This is a genomic window from Pseudomonas sp. ATCC PTA-122608 (assembly GCF_001952855.1).
Taxonomy (GTDB): Bacteria; Pseudomonadota; Gammaproteobacteria; order Pseudomonadales; family Pseudomonadaceae; genus Aquipseudomonas.
The window spans coordinates 162,992-181,919 of record NZ_LPNO01000002.1; the positions used below are offsets into that span (position 1 = coordinate 162,992).

The following is an 18,928-nucleotide window of genomic DNA, read 5'->3' on the forward strand; positions in this document are numbered from 1 at the left end:
TCAGGGGCAGCCGCATGAATTACGAATTTTCAGGATGGGCGCAAGCCGCACGCTGTGTGTTTTACGCTTGGGCGACGCCATGCGCTCAAGCAGCAGGTTGACTGCACGAGCGCCCAGCTCCTGGACCGGCTGCGCGATCAGGGTCAGTCGCGGCACGAAGAAGTCCGCCCACTCAAAATCATCGAAGCCCACCAAAGCCATCTGCCCGGGCACATCGATATGCGCATCGCGCAAAGCATGCATCGCACCCAGGGTCATCAGGTTGTTACCCGCCATGATCGCCGTGGGCGGTGTTGCCAGGGCCAATAACTGCGCGGTCGCTTGCCGCGCCGGCTCGCTGCTGGAGCCGCCATTGACCAGCAACTGCGGATCGAACGGCAATCCTGCTGCTTGCAATGCAGCTTGGTAACCGGCGACGCGTTCATCGGAAGTACCCAACCCCGCGCGCCCGGAAATAAAGCCGATACGCCGGTGGCCATGCTCGATCAAGTGCGCCACCAGGGCCTGGGTAGACAGGGTATTTTCCACCCCGACCTGATCAAAGCGATCGCTCATCATCCGGTCCACCAGTACCGCCGGCACTTCATTGGCCTGCAAGTATTCCAGGGCCTGCGAACCGGTAGACGGCGCCAGCAGAATGCCGTCCACCCGCCGATGGTGCAGCGTCGTGACCACCCGCAACTCCTGCTCGGGATCGTCATGGGTGTCGACAAACAGCATCATGTAACCGTGTTTGGCGCACTCGGTTTCAATCGCGTGCACCGTTTCACTGAAGTAATGGTTGGACAGCGCTGAGATCGCCACGCCAATGGTATTGGTGGTGGACCGGGCCAGGGAGCGCGCCAGCGTATTGGGGATGTAGCCCAACTGCCGGATCGCGCTCTGCACCGCTTGCACCGTGTCCGGGCTGACCTTGCGAGTGCCGTTCAAGACGTGGGAAACCGTCGACGTCGACACCCCTGCAATTCTTGCCACATCCTCCATGGTTGCCACGGTGCTCACTCCTGCGCTCTTTTAATGTTTGCTGGACCAACCGCTGTAGGAACCGACGTTGTCGCGGGTGATCAGTTTTGGCGCCAGCAGGGTAACCGCTTCGGCAGGTTGTTTGTCATTGAGAATGTCATTGCCGACGTTGACGGCCGTCTGGGCCATGGCCCATGGGTCCTGGCTGGCGGAAGCCTGGATCAGAGTGTCGGTCTTCAGGGCATTCTCGATATCCGGCGCACCGTCCACGGAGGTGATGATGATGCCGCTGCGTTTCAGCTGCTTGGCGGCCAGGTCGCTGCCGATGGCTTGCGGGTCGTTGATCGCGAACAGGCCGTCGATTTTCTGGAAGCGCGTGAGGTAGCCCTGCATCACGTTCAAGCCGCCTTCGCGGGAGCCTTTGCCGTCCTGATCGTCAGACAGCACCTTGATATCCGGCGCGCCGGCCAGCGCGGCTTTGCAGCCTTTGACGCGATCGGTCACCGCCGTGACCTGCGGGCCATTCTGGATGATCACGTTGCCCTTGCCCGAAAGCTTGTCGACGATGAACTGGCAGGCCAGTTTGCCGGCTTCCACGTTATCGGTCTGCACCGTGGCATTCACGCCCTTGGCGTCGACGTCCACGGCTACTACCACGATCCCGGCGTCACGGGCTTTCTTGATCGCGGAGGCCATGGCCGACGGGTCGACGGCGTTAATCAGGATCAGGTCGACCTTGGACGAGATGAAGTTATCGATCTGCGAGAACTGCTTGCTCAGGTCATAGTCGGCCGACACCGAGGTGACCTTGACCGCCGGGTTCAGCTCCTTGGCCCGGGCTGTGGCACCGTCGGCAAGCGTCACGAAATACGGGTTTCCCAGGGAGCCCATGCTGATGCCGATGGCCTTCAGTTCACGGGCTTCCACGGCTTGGGACATCAACACGGCAACGCCCAGGGAGGCGACAACAGGAAAAATGCGTTTGAAGTTCATGATGACTCTCTTGTGATTGTTGTTTGAGTGAAATCAGGTCCGCGCACCGGACTGGCGATAGCGATCCAGCGCCACTGCGCCAATGATCACGATGCCCTTGATGATGTACTGCCAGATATCCGACACGCCCAGCAGCACCAGGCCGTTGGTCAATACTGCGATGATCAGCGCACCAATCAGCGTGCCGCCGATGGTGCCGACGCCGCCGGTAAAACTGGTGCCGCCGAGAATCACCGCCGCGATTGCATCCAGTTCATAGGATTGCCCCAGTTGCAGGCCATTGGCCGCGAACAGGCGTGACGCGCTCATCACCGCGCCCAGCCCGGCCAACGCACCGGACATGGCATAGACGAACAGCAGCACTTTCCACACCTTGATCCCCGACAGCCGCGCCGCTTCCGGGTTGCCGCCCACGGAGTAGATCTGCACCCCCATCACCGTGCGCCGCAGGATGAACCACGACAGCGCAATAACGGCCACCGCGATGATCACCAGCCAGGGCACGCCCAGCACTGAATCGTTGCCAATAAACGCAAATGGCAGGTCGGGGTTGAACACGGTCTTGTCGTCGGCCAACAGGCGAGCCAAACCGCGCATGGCCGTCAGCGCACCCAGGGTGACGATAAACGGCGGCAGGCGCATGAAGGCGATCAGGCCACCGTTGACCAGGCCCAGTAAGAGGCCGAAGCCAACCCCGGCAGCAATCCCGAACATGCCGAATTGCGGCGACATCGAGGCTTGCAGTGCGACCACGGCAGACGCCGCGAGAATCGCCCCCACCGACAAGTCGATGCCCGCCGTGAGAATCACAAAGGTCATCCCCGCCGCCAGCACCACGTTGACCGACGCCTGCTGGGTGATGATCGACAGGTTCTGCACCGTCATGAAGTTTTCGCTGGCCAGGGCAAAGCCCACCAACAGCAGCACCAGCACCGGCAGCATGCCCACCGTGCGCATCAGTTCGCGAATACGCTCAGCCTTGCCGATCGTTGCCACAGTCATGGTGTTGCTCCCGCTTGTCGTTGAATTAGCCATGGGCAGCCACCTGCTCGCTGCCGGTGGCGAGGTCGATGATCGCCTCCTGGGAAATATCCAGCCCTGATGCCCCGCCGACTTCGGCCACCAGTTGCCCTTCGCGCATGATCAGCACGCGGTCGCAGGTACCGATGATTTCCGGCAGCTCGCTGGAGATCACCACGATGCCCACGCCAGCTTTGGCCAGTTGGTTGATGATGCGGTAGATCTCGGATTTGGAGCCGATGTCCACGCCACGAGTCGGTTCATCGAGGATCAGCACATGAGGCTTGACCTCCAGCAACCGTGCCAACAGCACCTTCTGCTGATTGCCGCCGGACAACGCCCCGACATTGACCTTGCCCGACGCCACGCGAATCGACAGGGACTTGATCGCATCGCGTGAGCGTTGTGCGGCGTGGCCACGGTCGAGCACCCCACCGGCATGCGCATCCGGCACACAGGCGCAGACGTTGATGTTGTCGGCCACGCTCATGTCGAGAAACAGGCCCTGAGCCTTGCGGTCTTCGGTGAGGTACACCACACCAGCGCGAATTGCGTCCGCCGGGTTACGCAGTTGGGTCACGCTTTTACCGACCACCTCCAGAGTGCCGGAGGTACGCGGGTCGGCTGCAAAAATCAGCCGCGCCAGCTCGGTACGGCCTGCGCCTACCAAGCCGGCAATGCCCAGCACTTCACCGGCGTGCAGGTCGAAGCTGCAATGGCGCACGCGCTTGCCGTCGGCCATGTCACGCACGCGCATCACCACCTGGCCGGGGTCGTAGGCGGCATGTTCCTTCTTGTAGAAACCGGAAAGGTCGCGGCCCACCATCATTTTCACCAGCACCTCGGCCGACAGCACGTCCCGCGCCAGTTCGCCGACGTACTCGCCGTCCCGCAGCACCGAGACCCGGTCTGACAGTTCGTAGATTTCCGCCATGCGGTGGCTGATGTAAATGATCGCCAGGCCCTGGCTGCGCAGTTGCTTGATCAGCGCAAACAGACGGTCGGTTTCCCGGGAGGACAGCGGCGTGGTGGGCTCGTCCATCACCAGGATTTTCGCATGTGCATGCAGCGCCCGGGCGATTTCCACCAGTTGGCGCTCGGCAATGGACAGGCTGGCGACGCGGGTGGTGGGCAGGAACTCCGCGCCGAGCCTTGCCAGTACCTCGGCAACCCCGGCTTCCATGCCCTTGCGGTCGATGGTCCAGCCACGGCGCAGTTCACGGCCCAGGTAAATGTTCTCGGCCACCGTGAGGTTCGGACACAGGCTGAGTTCCTGGTAGATCACGGCAATGCCGAGGGCTTTGGCGGAGGCTGGGTTGTAGCTGGCGACGGGCTGACCATCGATGCGGATGGTGCCGCCGTCATCGGCCTGGTAGGCACCGGAGAGGATCTTCATCAAGGTCGATTTGCCGGCGCCGTTCTCACCCATCAAGGCGTGGATTTCACCGGGGTAGACCTTCAGGCTGACGTTCTTGAGCACCCGCAGACCGTTGAAGGTCTTGCTGATGCCCTGCATTTCAAGCAAGGGTTCAAGGCTCATGACTGAGCTCCTGGTTTTATTATTTTTGTGTTCGGGCGTTTGCCGATTGGTGCCGACTCTAATCAGATATATTTGCTTACGCAAGCGCTTGCGTTAGCCGTTTATCGCTTGATTAAACGTTTCATCTAATGAATAAATGTTCATCAGGTGATCTGGACCGGTTTAGCGCACACAAAATCGCTCTTTTTTTATCTGGATCTATCCATTTGAGTGTTTATGTAAAAAACAACACCGCTTTTGGCCACCACAACTCTGTCGTTTGCTGTTTATCTGCTATCGTCCAAAAACATCATCTCCTCCTCATCGCGCCTGCGCGATCTTCTGTGAGCATGCTCTGCGGCGCTGCGTTTGCGCAGCGTCTGGCCTCAAGTTCACGGAACACTTCACGATGGAAAAATCTTCAGTCGACAGCCCCATCGAGCCGCAATCCCGGGCCGAGAAAATCGTCGAATTCAAACGCCAGAAAACCCTGCTCAAGACCGGCGCCCTGCAGGACGCGATCTTCAACAGCGCCTACTTCTCCAGCATTGCCACCGACGAAAAAGGCGTGATCCAGATCTTCAACGTTGGCGCTGAACGCATGCTCGGCTATGCCGCCGCCGATGTGCTGAACCGTGTCACACCGGCCGACATTTCCGACCCCGCCGAGCTGATCACCCGCGCCGCCGCCTTGAGCCTGGAGCTCGACACGCCAATCACGCCCGGCTTTGAAGCCCTGGTGTTCAAGGCCTCCCGGGGCATCGAGGACATCTACGAGCTGACCTATATCCGCAAGGACAACAGTCGCCTCTCAGCGATGGTCTCGGTCACCGCCCTGCGCAACCGCAACGACGCGATCATCGGTTACCTGCTGATCGGCACCGACAACACCGCGCGCAAGCAGGAAGAGGCGGAACGCAAAGGCTTTGAGCGTGCCCTGGAAGAGAAGAACCTGGAGCTGGAACACGCCAGCCACATGAAGTCCGAATTCCTCGCCACCATGTCCCACGAGTTGCGCACGCCGCTCAACGCGGTGATCGGTTTTTCCGAGGCGCTAAAGGATGGCCTGGTGGGCGACATGAGTGATATCCAGCGCGAATACATCGGCGACATCTTTACCAGCGGCCAGCACTTGCTGTCGCTGATCAACGACATCCTCGACCTGTCCAAGGTCGAGGCCGGGATGATGGACCTGGAGCTGGAAGCCGTGGAGTTGGCGGGGTTGTTGGCCAACAGCCTGCTGATCGTGCGGGAAAAGGCCGCGCTGCAACGCATCCAGTTGAAGCTCGAGAGCCAGGACGATTTCGGCACTCTGGAACTCGACCTGCGCAAGACCAAGCAGATCATCTACAACCTGCTGGCCAATGCGGTGAAGTTCAGCGAGCACGGCGGCTCTGTGACCCTGTCGGTGCGCGAGGTGAGTCGTGCACACGTCGGACAGGTTCCTGGCGACTGGCCCACCTATGGTTTTGCCCTGCAACCCAGCGAGCACCAACAGTTCCTGGAATTGAGCGTCAGCGACACCGGCATCGGTATCGCCCGGGACGACATGAGCAAGCTGTTCAAGGCCTTCAGCCAGATCGACAGCAGCCTGGCGCGCAAATTCGAAGGCACGGGCCTGGGCCTGGCAATGGTCAAGCAACTGACCGACCTGCACGGCGGCAGCGTCGCCGTGGCCAGCCGCGAAGGCACAGGTGCGTGTTTTGTGGTGTGGCTGCCGCTGCATCGCGCCGCGAATGCGGAGGCTGTATGGCCGTAATCCTGATCGTCGAAGACAACGAGGCCAACATGCGCCTCGCCCGCCTGCTGCTGGTGAACGCCGGCCACAGTGTGTTGTGGGCGGCCGATGCCGAGTCTGGCCTGACCCTGGCCCGGGAAAAACAACCGGCGCTGATCCTGATGGACATCCAGTTGCCCGGCATGGACGGCCTGGCGGCCACTTCATTGCTCAAGCAGGACCCACACACCGCCCACATCCCGGTGATCGCCCTGACAGCCATGGCCATGAAGGAAGACCGCGACAAAACCCTGCTGGCCGGCTGCGACGCCTACATCATCAAGCCCCTGCGCTACAAAGAGCTGTACCAGGTGATCGACACGCTGCTGCAAAAGAACATTACTCCTCCGACTTGAGTCCTCTCCATGGCCCGCCAACCCGCAACGCTCTTGATCGTTGATGATGAAATCCAGGTGCGCAAGCTGCTGGAAACCCTGCTGCGTCACGAGGGTTACCAGACCGTGAGTGCCGCCAGTGGTGAAGAAGCCTTGAAGATGGTGGCGCAACGGCCGCCGGACTTGATCCTGCTGGACATCATGATGCCGGGCATGGACGGCTATGAAGTGGCCAACCAGCTCAAGGGCAACCAGGCCACGGCGAACATTCCGATCATCATGCTTTCGGCCTTGAGTGAATCCAGCGCGCGGCTCAGTGGGCTGGAAACCGGTGCAGAAGAATTCATCAGTAAACCGGTGGAACGGGTCGAGTTGTGGCTACGGGTGCGCAACCTGCTGCGGCTCAAGGCCCATGGCGATCGGTTGAAAAACCATAGCCTGATGCTGGAGCAGCAACTGCAACATCACCAGCATGAAACTGCCCGGTTGAATGTGCATGACATGGCGCGCCTGGAGCTGGAAAAAGACCTGCGCCTGGCCGTCGAACGCGAAGAGTTCGTGCTGCATTACCAGCCCAAGGTCGAGCTGGACAGCGGTCAGGTGTGTGGGCTTGAAGCCTTGTTGCGTTGGGACCGGCCCGAGTACGGTGCGGTGTCTCCGGCGGTGTTTATCCCGATCCTGGAGAGCCTGGGGTTGATCGTGACGCTCGGTCGTTGGGTGATCGATAACGTGTGCAGCCAGATGGCCGCCTGGCAATCCACTGCGGTGGGCGCCGTCGAAGTTTCGGTCAATGTGTCGGGTCACCAATTGATCGAGGGTGACTTGATTGCCGATATCTCGCATTCCCTCACCAGGGCTGGGGTGGAGCCGCATTGGCTGGAGGTTGAGTTGACCGAAGGCTCGCTGATGGAAAACACCCAACACACCATCGCCAGCTTGCAGCGCTTGCGGGCCATGGGCGTGAAAATCTCCATCGACGACTTCGGCACGGGCTATTCCAGCCTGGCTTACCTGCGGCGGTTTCCGATTGATACGCTGAAAATCGATATCGCGTTTATCCGCGAAGTCACCAGCAACCCGCAGGATGCAGCTATTACCCGCACCATCATCGAACTGGCCCACAGCCTCAAGCTGCGAGTAGTCGCCGAAGGCGTAGAAACCCAGGCACAGCTGGAGTTTCTGCGGGAAGCCGGCTGCGATCAGATCCAGGGGTATCTGTTCAGCCGGCCGCTGCCGATGATGGAACTGGAGCGCCTGTTGCTGGAAAAACGCGGCCTGGTCAGGCCGCAGCCCCACTGACTTCGAACAGCCCCACCAGCTTCTGCAACTTGTTGGCATTGACCCGCACGGTTTCCGCGCTGGTCTGCAACACCCCCACCGTCAGGCGCATTTGCTCCGAAGAATGACTGACCTGCTTGATGGTCTTGCCGTAGTCGAGGCTGCGGGCGTTGAGCTGCTGGATGATGCTGAACATGCTCTCCACCGCCTGGTGCAGGTGCACGTTTTCCGAGGAAGCATCCTCGGCCAGGCGCAGGCTGCTGTCGACGTTGGTCACGCCGTTTTCCATGAAGCCCACGGCCTTGCGGGTTTCGCCTTGCAGGCCTTCGACCATCTGGCGAATGTCTTCCGCTGCCTTGGAGGTGCGTGACGCCAGCGTGCGAACCTCATCGGCAACCACCGCAAAGCCGCGGCCATGTTCGCCGGCGCGTGCGGCTTCAATCGCGGCATTCAAAGCCAGCAGGTTGGTCTGGTTGGTGATGTCGCTGATCAGCCCGGTGATGTTGCTGATCTGTGCCATGCGGCTGTCGAGCAACTGCACGCTTTCCGAGGAGCGCTGCACCACATCGCGAATCGACTGAGTGCCGACCTGCACCGCCAGGAACTGCTCGCGGGCCCGGCTGACCACCTCGTCCATGGCTTGCTTCATTTGCTCGGCACTCACCGAAGCCTGCTGGATTTCCCCCAGTTGCTCTTCGACGATGATCATCATGCGGTGGGTGGCGTCGGCCACTTCATGGGACATCAGCCCGGCCGCCTCGCTGCGGCCGAGCATCAACTGATTGGTGTTGCCGACGCTGTGGCTGGCCTTGACCACCTGGCCGACCACCGAATCCAGGCGGTCGATGAAACTGTTGATCCAGCGGCTCATGTCGCCAGTCTCGTCGTTGACCATGCGGCCGCTGTCCAGGCGTTGGCGCAGGTTGCCTTCGCCTTCGGCAATGGTGCGGATGACTTCGGTCATTTCATTCAGGCGTGCAGCCAGGCGCTTGGGCCCCAGGCGGCTGAACAGCATGGCCGCCACGACCATGCTCAGTACCTCCCATGCATCCGTCCAGGCTACGGGCAAACCACTGTAGTGACGCACCAGATAGTTGCAGGCAAACAAGCCGGCCATGGTTGCCAGGTACGGCTTCATCAAGCCGTGGCTCAGGGAGCGGCGTCGGTAAACCTCTTCCAGGTCGGCCTCGCACATCATGCCCCAGCGGTCCGGCGAGCCCGGCAGTTCAAAGGTCACGCCCTTGCCCACTACCGGGATGTGACGGTAATCGGAGTAGCCTGGATAGGTGACAAACAGGTTCGAACCCTTGCGGATGGTTTCCCGCACGCCGGGGTGCAGTTGTTGGGTGGCCGGGTCGATAAAACGCAATTCCAGCTCAGTGTGGCGTTGGATCTGCACGGTTTTCCAGGGAGTGTGCACGCCGCTCTTGAGGTTTTCGCCGTGGGTAAAGGCACCGTCCTCGAAGCGAGAGCGCGACAACGCGATACCGGGTTGGAGTGCCGGGTCGAAGCGTGATTGCACCATGAACAGGTAGTTATCGCCGGACTCCGGGAAAATATGCCCGGCCTCACGCTGGATCAAATCCCCGAGGATGTCGTTGGGCACGCGCCCGCACAGGCAGCCGAGCACCCTGCCCTCGCGGGTTAACGGTTGATAGAACATCAGGGTCACTTCGTCATGGAAGCGCGAGGACGAAGGGCCGATCTGCAGGGTCAGCGGGTCGGCGTAGGGACCGTGGAGAAATGGCGCCTTGAGCCCAGCGGCCAGGGCTTGTTGATTGAGTGCGCGGTGACCGGCCTGGCTCCAGGTGGTTGCCAGTAGCTCGCCCTTGGGGTCGACGATAAACAGCTCGGAGAAATCCCCGGCCTGTTGCAGTTTGTCCAGCAGCAGGCTGTTGTCGGTGAGCACGGTGTCGCGGGTCAGCACGCTGGCGAGTTCGCCCAGGTGTTCCCACTGTTCGCGGGTCCAGGTTTGCAGGAGTTTGACCCGGGTTTCGGCGATGGCTTCGAAGGTTTGCTCCATTACCGGGTACACCGCGCGGTTGAGATGGCAGGACCAGCCCATGGCGAACTTGCCGGTCTTGCCCCACCAGGGCAACCAGCTTTTTTCAGTGGAAGATAATTGCATCGTGCTGCTCGACAGGCTGCTCATGGCGCACTCCGGGAGTGATGTCTAATTGCCATATTCCAAGGCAATTAATGCGCCAATTAGCTAGCTTGCTATTGATTAGGTTGCTTGGGCTGCTGTGCGGTCCTACGGGAGGGAGCTTCCTCGCCACAAAAAGCTGCGTGCAATCAAGAACATGCACCAGGGTGTGGCAGTGAGATCGCTTGTTGGGTGAAGCTGCCCCTGTTCACTACGCGGCTTTTTGGCGGCATATCCGTTATTTAGGTAACGGCCGCGTATGGTTCCGCTCTTACAGCGGCTCACTTTGGAAAAGCCCCAAAGTAAGCAAAGGGCTCTGCCCCGCCTGTCGGCACCTCGCCTAGGCTCGGTGTTCCCTCACTCCGGCACCGCGAAGCGGGCCGCCGCGACGGGCCATCCATGGCCCGGCGCGGCTAAACCGGCGTCCTGCCGGTTTACCCGCTCCGCAATACCTACGTTCGGCCTCGGGCTGAATGGGGCAGTAAGATCAAAAGCAGATCAAAAGCAAAAGCACAGCGGCCTCACGGCCGGCTTCCTTCTCTGTAGGAGCGAGCTTGCTCGCGAAAAACCTGAGAACGCCGCGTTCATCCAGAATGCCCACGTCATCGTTAACGACCTTCGCGAGCAAGCCCGCTCCCACATTTGGATCGTGCCCGCTTTAGCTTTTGCTGTTGCTTCACCACACTCAAGCCGGCCTGTAGGCCGCTGTGCCCTTGATCTGCTTTTGATCTTGATCTTAGGCGCCCCGTTAAACCGCGCTGGCCGAACGCAGGCTTTGGAGCGTGGGTAACCCGGCAGGACGCCGGGTTAGCCGTCCTGGGCCAAGGATGGCCCATGACGGCGGCCCACGGTCCAAAGCCGGAGTGCGGGCACACCGAGCCCAAGCGAGGTGCCGAGTGGTGGGGCAAGAGCGTTTTGCTTACTTTTGCGCTGTTCAAAAGTGAGCCGCTGTAAGAGCGGAACCCATAGCAGCCATCACAAAAACAACGGATATGTACACCCCCCGCTAAGGATCCAACACCCCCCCGCTGTAACCCTCAGACAACCGCGTCCCAGTAAACTTGGCCACCACCGAACCCTGTGACACCAACCGCTCCCGATGCCCCGTCACCATCCGCCCGGTTTGCGCCGCATGCAGTACAACTTCAGAAGACGAATCCCCAGGCCGCCGAATAATCCGTGCAAACCGCTCACCCTCTTCAACCTGCTCACCCAACCCTTTTTCAAACACCAACACCCCGGCACACGGCGCCAGAATGGTCTCCATACACCCCATGTCCACAACCTGCCCCTGCCAGTCGGCAATCACCGGCGCCTCATCAATCACCCCACTGGCACAAAGCCAAGCCCAGATCCCATCACCATCCCGCCCGGCCAAGGCATCACTCACATCCGCCTGCCCACGCAACTCAATCGTCGCCGCCAACCGCGGCTTCCCGTGATCAATGATCGTCTCTTCAAACGACCCATCACCGCCCTCATCCCAGACAATCACCACATCCACCTGCAACGCCGCCGCCAACACCTGGCCCTCTGGCCAAAAGCTGCGATGGATATACAGATAAGGCAGCGCCTCATCATCCGTGTGCAGATCCAGCACCAACTCCGCATCAGCCGCCAACTGCACCAGACTTTTCTGCCATTGCGCCAAGTTGCTCGCCGGCCGCTCCATGGCCAACGAATGATCAAACGCCCGGTTAAAATTCTGCCCGGTGGCCTCATGAAACCGCCCCAACAACCGCCCCTGGCGAAACTGCCCAATGCCAAACGGATTAGCCTGAGGCACCACCGTCACCGAGCCCTTGAGTTGCCCCCGGTCCTGGCACGCCTGCAAACGCGGCAGCAGTTGATGCAACACCAGCATCCCGGCAATTTCATCGGCATGCACACCCGCTTGCAGGTGCACCCGAGGCCCGCTGCCGTCACCCTCGAAGCGCCAGGCGCCGATGTGCAGGGTGTTCCCGGAATCCCCGGGGACTTGCCACGAAAGGTCTTTTGCCATGCCGCTGCCCTCCTCTTGTTGGTTCTGCAGGTATATATTGAACACACGTTCAACCATCTGGGATGTGCCTGTGACCGAAGACCGTCGCGACCTGTTGATTGCCGCCACCCTCACCAGCCTCGCCCGAGACGGGCATGCCGGCATTTCCGTGCGGCGCATCTCCGCTGAAGCCGGGGTTTCGGTGGGATTGCTCAATCACCATTTCGGCAGCATCGATGCATTGATCGCCGAGACCTACCACAAGCTGGCCAGCGAATTGACCACCGCCCTCTGGCAGGAAGTCGACCAGGCCGAGGGCCCAGCAGCGCGGCTGGATGCATTCCTCGCCGGTTCGTTTTCCTCACGGGTCATGGACCCGAAACTGTTGGGCGTGTGGGTGGTGTTCTGGAGCCTGATCCGCCACTCCCAGCACGTGAATGACTCCCATGAAAAAAGCTACCGCGCCTACCTTGAACTGATCCGCCAACTGCTCGACGACCTGGCCCAGAGCGAAGGCTTCGTGATCCACGACACGCGCCTGGCCGCCATCGGCTTATCGGCGATGCTCGACGGACTCTGGCTTGAGTGGTGCCTCAACCCCGGCACCTTCAGCCCCGGCAACGGGCTGCACATCTGCCGCTGCTGGATACAGGGGCTGCGTCACGGAGCATTCGGCGCCGACCACGTCTTGTGAAACAGGGTGCCGGGCGCTGAGCATGGCCAGGGTGCCACTGACGGCGATCAGCGCGGCGCCGAAGATCAGCGACACGTCCATCAAGGTGCCCCAGATCAGGCTCGACAACAGGAAGGCCCAGATCAACCCGGTGTATTCAAACGGTGCCAGCAGCGTCGCCGTGGCCCGGCGGAAACTCGCAAACAGCAGGAACTGGCCAATTCCGCCCACCAGCCCGGCACCGAGCATGCCCAGCCACGCCGGGGTCGGCGACGGTGTGTGGGTCCAGGGCAGCGTCACCGCCATGCAGATCACAAACACCACATTGGTGATCAGCATCTGCTCCAGCACCGAGGTGTTGTTGTCCACCTGGCGCAACTGGATATAGGTGAATGCCCAGCACAACGCGGCGGCCAATGTCAGGGCGATCGGCAGCGGGTCGACCATGCTGCTGGGGCGACAGGCGATCACCACGCCGACAAAGCCGATGATCAGCGAAATCCACTGGCCGCGACTGGCGCGTTCCTTGAGGATCAGCGCCGCCAGCAACGTGACCATGATCGGCGCAGAGAAATACAGGGTGGTCATTTCCGCCAGGGTCAGGTCCTTGGCGGCGGTGTAGTACAGCAGCCACGCCAGCAGCGACAGCAGGCCGCGGATGATCAGCAGCTTGCGGCTGACCGAGTTCCAGGCACGCTTGAGCAAGCCCAGGCGCCCGGCAATTACACACGCGGCGACCACCACCAGGCTGCGCCAGAACAGGATGGTGAACACTGAATAGTCGGCCACCAGCCATTTGATCGCGGCGTCCTGCAACGCCAGGAACGCATAGGCCAGCGAGCACAGGGCAATCCCTTGCAACGAGCGATCGGTTTTCATCCGGCAGACCTGCGCAACGGTGTACCGCGTCGCTCGGCAATCGCGTACAGGGCTTCAATCAAAAAGGTCAGGCACAGGTAGACCCCGGCCACCAGCAACAGCGGCTGGTAGATCTGCAACGTCTGGGCGCGCACCACGTTGGCGGCGCCGAGCAGGTCGACCACGGCGATGGTTGAAGCCAGTGCGGTGGACTTGAGCAACATCACCGTCTCCCCCGCCAGGGTCGGTAACAGCAGGCGCATGGCCCGTGGCAAGCGCACTCGCAACAGTGCCTGGCGCGGCGTCATGCCAAACGCCGAGGCGGCTTCCATCTCGCCCTTGGGTACCGCCAGCAGGCCGCCACGAATCACTTCGCCGACATACGCGCCCACCGACAACACCAGGGCAAACACGATGTACCAGTAACCGTCCCGCAGGAACGGCCAGAGGAAACTCCCGCGAATCATCGGGAACTGGGCAAACAGACTGCCCAGGCCGTAGTAGAAGATGTAGATCTGGATCAGCAATGGTGTGCCCCGCAGCACACTGGTGTACCCCAGCGCACAGCGGGCCAGCCACTTGCGCCGGGACAGCCGCGCCAGGGCTACCAGCACCGCCAACGCGAAGCCGAACACTGCCGAAATCACCAGCAACGACAGGGTCGTCTGCAAGCCTTTGACGATCAGTCCTGCGTAATAACTTATCCACTCAGGCATGTGCGGCTCACTCGACAACCGGCATCCAGCGACGAATACGTCGTTCCAGGCGCCCGGACAGGTAGTTGGAGGCCAATGTCACCAGGTAATACAAGGCGGCGGCCGTGAGGTAGAACAACAGGTAATGCCGGGTCGAGCCCGCCGCCTGTTTGGCGGTGTACAGCAGTTCGTTGGTGCCCACCACGCTGATCAACGCGCTGTCCTTGATCAGGTTGATCCACAGGTTGGACATGCCGGCCAGGGCATACGGCGCCATGATCGGCAGGGTTACCCGACGGAACAGGCCAAAGCCGCTCAAGCCAAACGCCCGCGCCGCTTCGATCTGGCCGTGGGGAATCGCGAGGATCGCCGCGCGGAAAATCTCCGAGGCGTACGCGCCTTGCACCAGCCCCAGTACCAGGACGGCTACCAGCGGGCCGCTGATGTTGAACTGCGCAAACCCCAGCCACAGCATCAGCGCGTTGAGGCCCATGGAGCCTGCGTAATACAGCAGCAGGATCAGCAACAACTCGGGCACTGCGCGAAATACCGTGGTGTAGCCGCGCATCAGCAGCGCAATCGGGCGCGGCGCACTGAGCTTGGCGCAGGCCACCACCAGGCCGATCAGCAGCCCCACCGCAAACGAACCGGCGGAGATCTGCAGGGTCATCCATAACCCCTTGAGCAATGCATTGCCCCAGCCTTGCTCGCTGAAGTTGAGTAGATCGAACATCGCGGCTCCCTATTTCGATGACACGCAGTGAACCTGTGGCTAGGGAGCTTGCTGTGGCGAGGGAGCTTGCTCCCGCTGGACTGCGCAGCAGGCCCATTTTTTGGGGGTGCTTCGCACCCCAGCGGGAGCAAGCTCCCTCGCCACAGGCACTCCCTTTCTACCGGGTTAGTTTGTGTAGGGGCTGTCGCAGACTTTGCTCACATACGCCGGTGTGTCGGCGCGTTTGCACGGGCTGACCGATACCCCAAACACGCTCTGGGACAGGTCAGCGTAGTCCTTGCTCACCAGCAACTCTCCAATGGCCTTGTCCAGGCGGGCCTTGAGTTCGGTGTCTTCCTTGCGCAGGCCGGCCCCCACGCCACGGCCGATGATCGGGTCGTAAGGCACTTCGGCGATTTCCGCCAGGCCCTGGGCTTCAGGGGTCTTCACCATCATGGCGATGGCGACACCGTCGGCCATCATCAGGTCGGTGCGCCCGGCTATCAGGTCGGCGTTGGCCGATTCCTGGGTGTCGTAGTACTTCAGGTCAGCAATGTTCTCGTAGTACTTCTTCAGGTAGTTGGCGCTGACCGTGGAGATCTGCACGCCGATGATCTTGCCCTTCAACCCCGCCGGCGTGACCTCGACGGTGGTGCCCTTGGGGCCGGCAATGCCCAGCAGCGAGTCGTAGTAGGCGCGGCTGAAAGCGATCTGTTTTTCGCGCTCGTCGGTGACCGACATCGAGGAGAAGATCACGTCGATTTTCTTCGCCAGCAACGACGGAATAATCCCGTCCCACGCCACTTCCTTGATCTGACACTCAGCCTTCATCAAGCCGCAGAGCTTGTGGATCAGGTCGACTTCAAAGCCTGTCCACTCACCGTTGCCGCCCTTCACCGTGAACGGTGGGTAGGGTTCCGCCGCCACTGCGAACACGATAGGTTTCTCCGCCGCCAACGCCGTACCTGCCGCCAGCATCAACACTGCACTGCTCAACCACTTTGCCAATCGTTTGGATTTCATGATCTTGCCCCGTCTTTTTTGGAGTTAGCGAGTTTGATGCGCGTTGACGAACTGCCGGCAACGCTCACTGCGTGGGTCGATAAACACTGAGTCTGGCGAGCCGGTTTCCTCGATCAGGCCTTGATGCAAGAACGCGACTTTGGATGACACATCCCAGGCGAACGCCATTTCATGGGTTACCAGGATCATGGTGCGGCCCTCTTCCGCGAGGGAGCGGATCACCCGCAGCACTTCGCCCACCAGTTCCGGGTCGAGGGCCGAGGTAGGTTCGTCGAACAGCATGACTTTGGGGCGCATGGCCAGGGCGCGGGCGATGGCCACCCGCTGTTGCTGGCCGCCGGAGAGGAACGCCGGGTATTCGTTGCGCTTGGCGGCCAGGCCAACCCGGTCGAGCAAGGCTTCGGCGCGCTCGATGGCTTCGGCGCGGCTTTCGCGCAGCACCTGGATCGGCGCTTCGATGAGGTTTTCCAGGACCGTGCGATGGGGCCACAGGTTGAAGTTCTGGAACACCATGCCGAGTGTCGAACGAATCCGCACCAGCTGTTTGGCGTCTGCCACCAGTGGTGCGCCGGGGCGACCGTAGTTGAGCTTGATGCTTTCACCGTCGACGTGAATGCTGCCCTGGTCCGGCACTTCGAGCATGTTGATGCAGCGCAGCAAGGTACTTTTGCCCGAGCCGCTGGCGCCGATCAGCGAGATCACTTCGCCTTCGTGGGCCGTCAGGGAGATGCCCTTGAGCACTTCGATATTGCCAAAGCGTTTGTGCAGGTCGAGCACCTCGATCATCTTCTTCGCCGCAACCGGCTGCACGCTGATGATTTTCGCCGCAGGCGCTATGCGTGGTTCACCGGCGAGCTTGGCGACGAAGCGGCTGATACGTTCACAAGCTTCGGCCAGCCGCGTTTCACCCAAGGTGAACGACAGCCGCACAAAGCCCTGGGCCGGCTCACCGAAAGCTGCGGCATCCAACACGGAAACCCCCGCTTCGCGAAACAGGCGCCAGGCGAAATCCAGGGAGCTGAGGCCGGTGTCCCGCACGTCCACCAACACGAACATGCCGGCTTGCGGAGCGCGTACGTGGATGCCCGGGCAACCGCTGAGACCCGCCACCACCAGGTCACGGCGCCGACGGTAAGTTTCACGCATGCCGTGGGTGACTTCATCGTGGGCCAACACGGCGGCAGTCGCGGCTTCCATCACAAACCCTGGCAAGCCGTAGAGCATGCTCAACACCAGGGTTTCAGCGTGGGCCACCATGGCAGGCTCGGCGACGATCCAGCCGATTCGCCAGCCGGTCATGGCGTGGGATTTGGACAGGCTGCCAATCACGATGCAACGCTCGGCCATGCCCGGCAGCGCCGCCAGGCTGTGGTATTCGCCATCGAACACCAGGCTTTCGTAGACCTCGTCCACCACGACCCACAGTTCATGCTCGATCGCCAGGTCAGCAATCGCTTGCAGCTCCTGGGGATTAAGCACCACGCCGGTGGGGTTGTTGGGGTTGGAAAAGAAAATCGCCCGGGTTCGGGGCGTGATCGCGGCAGCGAGTAACACCGGATCAAGGCGAAAACCCGAGTCGGCCGAACACGGCACGCGCACCAGCGTCGCGCCGCTGGCCTTGAGCGTGGCTTCGTAGGTGACGTACATCGGGTCGAGGACGATCACTTCATCACCGGCTTGTAACAGGCACAGCGAAGTGACGAACAAGGCGTTCTGCGCACCGGCCACGGTGATCACGTTTTCAGCGTTCAGCGGGCGATCCAGGGATTGGCTGTAGCGGGCGGCGATGGCATCGCGCAGTGCCGGGCGGCCGGGGATTTCGGTGTAGTGGGTGTCGCCCTTGCGCAGCGCCTCGACGGCGGCGTCGGTGATGAACGAGGGTGTGGTGAAATCCGGATCGCCCACACTCAGGATAATGATGTCTTCGCCTTTGCTGCTGGCCTGGAAGGCGGCGTGGTGAATGTCCCAGGCGGCTACGCCCTGCCCTGCAATTCGCTCAACAAAGGGTGAAAACCGCATGCCAGTGCCTCTCGTTCAATCAGAAAAAGCGCAAGCCCGCCTGTTACCAGGCAGGGGGTGCAGCCAACATAATTGAAACTGAACACTCGTTCAACGGCAAATTTCACCGGATGTCGTTAACAGCTAAAACAGGTCGTTGTGGTGGTTTGCCCATCAGGTTGCACTGGTGGTCTTGCAGCTCTTCGGCAGACGCCAGGTTCCATTCCTTGAGCGTCAACCGCGTCGTCAACAGCACGAAGTTGCCGTTCGCACCCGGTGTCAGCAGCAAGCTGTAGCTGGCCATGGCGTCGCCCTGGGCCTGCGCGTACTCATTCAAGATCGCCAGCGGGTCGCGCAGGTCGAAGTCCGCCGCCGACAAGGTGCGGGCACTGTAGGTATGTCCCAATAGTTTTACCGGCAGGGTTTGCCATTGCTCGTTGAGGGTCGCGGCACGTTCGTTGAGGGCGTTGAACACGTCGGGCCGCAGGCAGGCGATATGGATGTGCAACTGGTTTTGCGAGCGGCCATAACGCGAGTTGATCGCCAGCGACACAAAGCGGTCGGCAATCGGCGTTTGCAGGCCGGCGGAGAGAACATCGTGGTTTTTCCAGGCCTGGGCAAAGTAATGCGGCAGCAGGTTTCGGGTCAGCGCGATGTCTTCGATGCCGGTGACTTTATCGGTGGGAATCAGCAAGTCCTGATACGGGCCGTTGAGGTCCTTGAGCAGTGCAAAGCCTTTCTCCGGGTCGACCTTGAGGCACGGGCTGGGGTTGTGGTGCTGGTTCTGATCAGGCACGCATTGGCGGCTGACGATCTGCCACAGCACATCAGGATTGCCCCGCCATTTCCAGGCGCCCGCCAATGCCACCACACACAACACACCACCGACAGTCTTGAATACGGTACCGCGCTTCATGCCAAAAACCTCAACGCCAAAGGGATGTCTTCTGTTGTTTT

Annotated in this window: 15 protein-coding genes and 1 pseudogene; 4 read left to right on the forward strand and 12 right to left on the reverse strand. The window is 61.0% G+C overall.

The genetic code is table 11. The features are described 5' to 3' along the window. Genes AU074_RS03290 through AU074_RS03305 form a run of 4 tightly spaced genes read right to left on the reverse strand, consistent with a single transcriptional unit; the run spans nucleotide 1 to nucleotide 4,516 of the window. On the reverse strand, nucleotides 1–993 hold the full coding sequence (locus AU074_RS03290) for a LacI family DNA-binding transcriptional regulator (protein ID WP_076013708.1): 993 nt from the start codon (nucleotides 991–993) through the stop codon (nucleotides 1–3). A 21-nt stretch (nucleotides 994–1,014) separates the two neighbouring features. Then, nucleotides 1,015–1,956: an ABC transporter substrate-binding protein gene (locus AU074_RS03295; RefSeq protein WP_076013479.1), complete on the reverse strand. Its 942-nt coding sequence runs from the start codon at nucleotides 1,954–1,956 to the stop codon at nucleotides 1,015–1,017. A 33-nt stretch (nucleotides 1,957–1,989) separates the two neighbouring features. Next, the gene (locus AU074_RS03300) at nucleotides 1,990–2,958 is read right to left on the reverse strand and encodes a hypothetical protein (protein ID WP_003209708.1); all 969 of its coding nucleotides are present in this window, start codon (nucleotides 2,956–2,958) and stop codon (nucleotides 1,990–1,992) included. A gap of 25 nt (nucleotides 2,959–2,983) precedes the next feature. Beyond that, nucleotides 2,984–4,516, reverse strand: coding sequence for a sugar ABC transporter ATP-binding protein (locus AU074_RS03305; RefSeq protein WP_076013480.1), 1,533 nt, complete (start codon nucleotides 4,514–4,516; stop codon nucleotides 2,984–2,986). 388 nt (nucleotides 4,517–4,904) lie between these two features. Between AU074_RS03305 and AU074_RS03310 the strand changes: the two genes are divergently transcribed. From AU074_RS03310 to AU074_RS03320, 3 genes are read left to right on the forward strand one after another with little or no spacing between them, the layout of a single operon-like run. Further along, nucleotides 4,905–6,254: a HAMP domain-containing sensor histidine kinase gene (locus AU074_RS03310; protein ID WP_076013481.1), complete on the forward strand. Its 1,350-nt coding sequence runs from the start codon at nucleotides 4,905–4,907 to the stop codon at nucleotides 6,252–6,254. After that, nucleotides 6,245–6,628 carry a response regulator gene (locus tag AU074_RS03315; protein WP_076013482.1) on the forward strand — a complete coding sequence of 128 codons (384 nt, stop codon included), beginning with the start codon at nucleotides 6,245–6,247 and terminating at the stop codon, nucleotides 6,626–6,628. Before AU074_RS03310 ends, AU074_RS03315 begins: the two co-directional genes overlap by 10 nt. 9 nt (nucleotides 6,629–6,637) lie before the next feature. Next, complete coding sequence (locus AU074_RS03320; protein ID WP_076013483.1) at nucleotides 6,638–7,906, forward strand: EAL domain-containing response regulator; 1,269 nt, start codon at nucleotides 6,638–6,640, stop codon at nucleotides 7,904–7,906. Here the strand turns inward: AU074_RS03320 and AU074_RS03325 are convergent. After that, complete coding sequence (locus AU074_RS03325) at nucleotides 7,887–10,037, reverse strand: methyl-accepting chemotaxis protein (RefSeq protein ID WP_076013484.1); 2,151 nt, start codon at nucleotides 10,035–10,037, stop codon at nucleotides 7,887–7,889. The genes AU074_RS03320 and AU074_RS03325 overlap by 20 nt on opposite strands. A gap of 1,000 nt (nucleotides 10,038–11,037) precedes the next feature. Beyond that, nucleotides 11,038–12,033, reverse strand: coding sequence for a succinylglutamate desuccinylase/aspartoacylase family protein (locus tag AU074_RS03335; protein ID WP_076013709.1), 996 nt, complete (start codon nucleotides 12,031–12,033; stop codon nucleotides 11,038–11,040). Between AU074_RS03335 and AU074_RS03340 the strand changes: the two are divergent. Continuing rightward, a pseudogene (locus AU074_RS03340) lies at nucleotides 12,032–12,610 on the forward strand (TetR family transcriptional regulator C-terminal domain-containing protein); the annotation flags it as partial. The gene AU074_RS03335 and the pseudogene AU074_RS03340 sit on opposite strands and share 2 nt — an antisense overlap. Here the strand turns inward: AU074_RS03340 and AU074_RS34335 are convergent. From AU074_RS34335 to AU074_RS03370, 6 genes are all read right to left on the reverse strand, one after another. Continuing rightward, the gene (locus AU074_RS34335) at nucleotides 12,566–13,564 is read right to left on the reverse strand and encodes a DMT family transporter (RefSeq protein WP_083676620.1); all 999 of its coding nucleotides are present in this window, start codon (nucleotides 13,562–13,564) and stop codon (nucleotides 12,566–12,568) included. The pseudogene AU074_RS03340 and the gene AU074_RS34335 sit on opposite strands and share 45 nt — an antisense overlap. Beyond that, nucleotides 13,561–14,259: an ABC transporter permease gene (locus AU074_RS03350; protein WP_076013486.1), complete on the reverse strand. Its 699-nt coding sequence runs from the start codon at nucleotides 14,257–14,259 to the stop codon at nucleotides 13,561–13,563. The genes AU074_RS34335 and AU074_RS03350 overlap by 4 nt, the downstream gene beginning before the upstream one ends. A 7-nt stretch (nucleotides 14,260–14,266) precedes the next feature. Continuing rightward, nucleotides 14,267–14,971, reverse strand: a complete 705-nt coding sequence (locus AU074_RS03355) for an ABC transporter permease (RefSeq protein WP_063030286.1) — start codon at nucleotides 14,969–14,971, stop codon at nucleotides 14,267–14,269. A 165-nt stretch (nucleotides 14,972–15,136) separates the two neighbouring features. Next, on the reverse strand, nucleotides 15,137–15,973 hold the full coding sequence (locus tag AU074_RS03360) for a transporter substrate-binding domain-containing protein (RefSeq protein ID WP_076013487.1): 837 nt from the start codon (nucleotides 15,971–15,973) through the stop codon (nucleotides 15,137–15,139). A gap of 24 nt (nucleotides 15,974–15,997) precedes the next feature. Continuing rightward, nucleotides 15,998–17,992 (reverse strand): aminotransferase class I/II-fold pyridoxal phosphate-dependent enzyme, encoded by a 1,995-nt coding sequence (locus AU074_RS34735; RefSeq protein ID WP_076013488.1) that lies wholly within the window; start codon nucleotides 17,990–17,992, stop codon nucleotides 15,998–16,000. Nucleotides 17,993–18,095: 103 nt separating this feature from the next. Next, entirely contained in the window at nucleotides 18,096–18,887 is a 792-nt protein-coding gene (locus AU074_RS03370; protein ID WP_076013489.1) for a CDP-diacylglycerol diphosphatase, read from the reverse strand. Nucleotides 18,888–18,928 lie beyond the last annotated feature (41 nt).